Raw genomic sequence first — 2,103 nt, 5'->3', positions numbered from 1 at the left:
CATGGCCTGTCATGGTTCGGTGCGCGCCGGCCGGGTGCTCAGCGTCGCCGAAATGAATGCGCTGCTGCGCGAGATGGAGGTGACTCCGCACAGCGGCCAGTGTAATCATGGCCGCCCGACCTGGGTGAAACTGGCGCTCGGGGATGTTGAGAAGTTATTCGGCCGCAAATGAGGTCCGACCAGAATGGAGATTGCCATGAGATACCGGCTTGCAGTCTACGCTTTTTCCGCCTTGCTGCTGCTATCGGGCATCGCTACCCCGGCGCTGGCAGAGGGCATGGCACCGGCCGAGAATGATCTGAACGGTTACTGGCAACAAGGCGACGGCCAGATTGTCCAATTCACGCAGGACGGCGCTGCCCTGACCTCCCGGCACCGTTCAGAGCGCGGCAAGGCGGCGGAGGTGGATTTTACCGCAACCGTCCACGGCAACCTGATCTATGGCGCGCATCGCGGCCCTTTTTCTCGCGCTATGCAGAAGAAATGCGCGACCCAGATCTGGGTCGGCATGGGGCTGACGCTCAACGCGGATCGCACGGAACTGACGGGCTTTCGCGGCGACCGCACAGTTGATCCAAAAACCTGCCGGGTGACAAACAGCGACCCCGTGACCATCGTTTACAAGAAAATGCCGGCAGGCGATCCGCTGCCATAAGCAGCGGCGGACGTGATCAGGGGATCAGCACCTGCTCGAACGGTGCCAAACTGCCGTCGTTCGCAACGGGGTCGACGCCTGCCAGGCCGGCGACCAGCGAATAGAGGTTCACATTGTCAAATGCCGGCTGCTGGCCATGTGCGGCGATAGCCGGACCGTTCGCCAGGAAAAAAGCCATCATGTCCGGATCCCGGTGGTCATAGCCATGGCCGCCGCCGATACCGGTCATCCATTCGGGCACATCCTGATAGGCGACCCAGCCGATCTGCGGCAAGCAGAGGAAGGCAGGTACACGCGGGTTCTGACCATAGGCGAGCGACGCCGGAATATTGTCCTTGGCCCAGCATTGCATATGCTCATGCGGTCGGACAAAGGCGTCGCGGACCGCTTCGATATTGCCCTCTAGCGGCTCCAGCCCGACATAATTGCCGTCTTCAACCAGTCGATATTGGTCGCGCGGCATGATCTGGTCGAGATAGATGATCCGCTCCGGTGACGTCTCCGTCATCCCATGATCCGACGCGATCACGAAATTGACCGACTGTCCGAGATTATTCAGCTGCTGTTTCAGTCGAGCGATTTCGCTGTCCACCTCGCCGATTGCTGCGTGCAGCTTTTCGCCGGGCGCAGGGCCGTAATAATGACCGGCCGTGTCGACCGTATCAAAATAAAGGGTCACCAGCCGTGGCCTGATATCGGCAGGCCGCCGCATCCAGTCGACCACCGCGTTGATCCGCCGGTCATTGGACAATTTCTGGTTGAACGGCCACCAGTCCGAAGGCCGGACGCCGTCAAATTCGACTTCCGATCCCGGCCAGAACATGGTCGCGGTACGGATGCCCTGTTTCTCTGCGGAAATCCAGACCGGTTCCGCCTGATTCCACCAGAACGGGTCCTGGGTCGCCATTTTGAAAATTTCGCCCGGCCGCGCGCTATCTTCCATCGTGTTGCCGACAATCCCGTGATGATCGGGTGTTTTGCCGGTCACCAGGGTCCAGTGGTTGGGAAAGGTCTTGCTGGGAAAGGACGGACGCATCGGACCATATATGCCGGAGGCCGCCAGCGCGCTCAGATGCGGCGTAATCCCGCGCTCCAGATAGTCAGGCCGGAAGCCGTCGATCGAGATCAATATGGTGACCGCATCGCGGATCTCGACCTTTTCGCTACCGGCATAGTCCTGCTCCGGTGTGGTGGCCGCCAGAGCAGGGGCGCCCGTCAGCAGAATGAAGGTCAATATCAGCGAAATTATCGATCGAATCATATCATCTTCTCCCGGAGCATCATCGCCTAGCGGGACAATGTGACAGTTTAGTGTCTCACCTTTGGAGTAAACCCACCAGCTTGTAGCTGGTATAAGGCTTCAGCCGTTTTGGTTTGCTAAGCACTATCCTCCAGAAAATGACCGGCTCGCAGGCGAAGTCATTTTCTGGAGGATAGTGCTTATGCCA

2 protein-coding genes are annotated in these 2,103 nt (G+C 59.2%); one reads left to right on the top strand and one right to left on the bottom strand.

Translation table 11 applies throughout. The features are described 5' to 3' along the window. Positions 1-196: 196 nt before the first annotated feature. Positions 197-655 (top strand): hypothetical protein, encoded by a 459-nt coding sequence (locus ACEW8J_RS11485; RefSeq protein ID WP_373491780.1) that lies wholly within the window; start codon positions 197-199, stop codon positions 653-655. Positions 656-671: 16 nt separating this feature from the next. On the opposite strand, the gene ACEW8J_RS11480 is transcribed toward ACEW8J_RS11485, so the two are convergent. Further along, positions 672-1,916, bottom strand: a complete 1,245-nt coding sequence (locus ACEW8J_RS11480) for an ectonucleotide pyrophosphatase/phosphodiesterase (protein WP_373491779.1) — start codon at positions 1,914-1,916, stop codon at positions 672-674. Positions 1,917-2,103: the final 187 nt, after the last annotated feature.

The sequence above is a fragment of the Parasphingorhabdus sp. genome, assembly GCF_041748495.1.
Taxonomy (GTDB): domain Bacteria; phylum Pseudomonadota; class Alphaproteobacteria; order Sphingomonadales; family Sphingomonadaceae; genus Parasphingorhabdus.
Note: the sequence above shows the minus strand (reverse complement) of the source record. Positions and strands in the feature narration are given on the sequence as shown.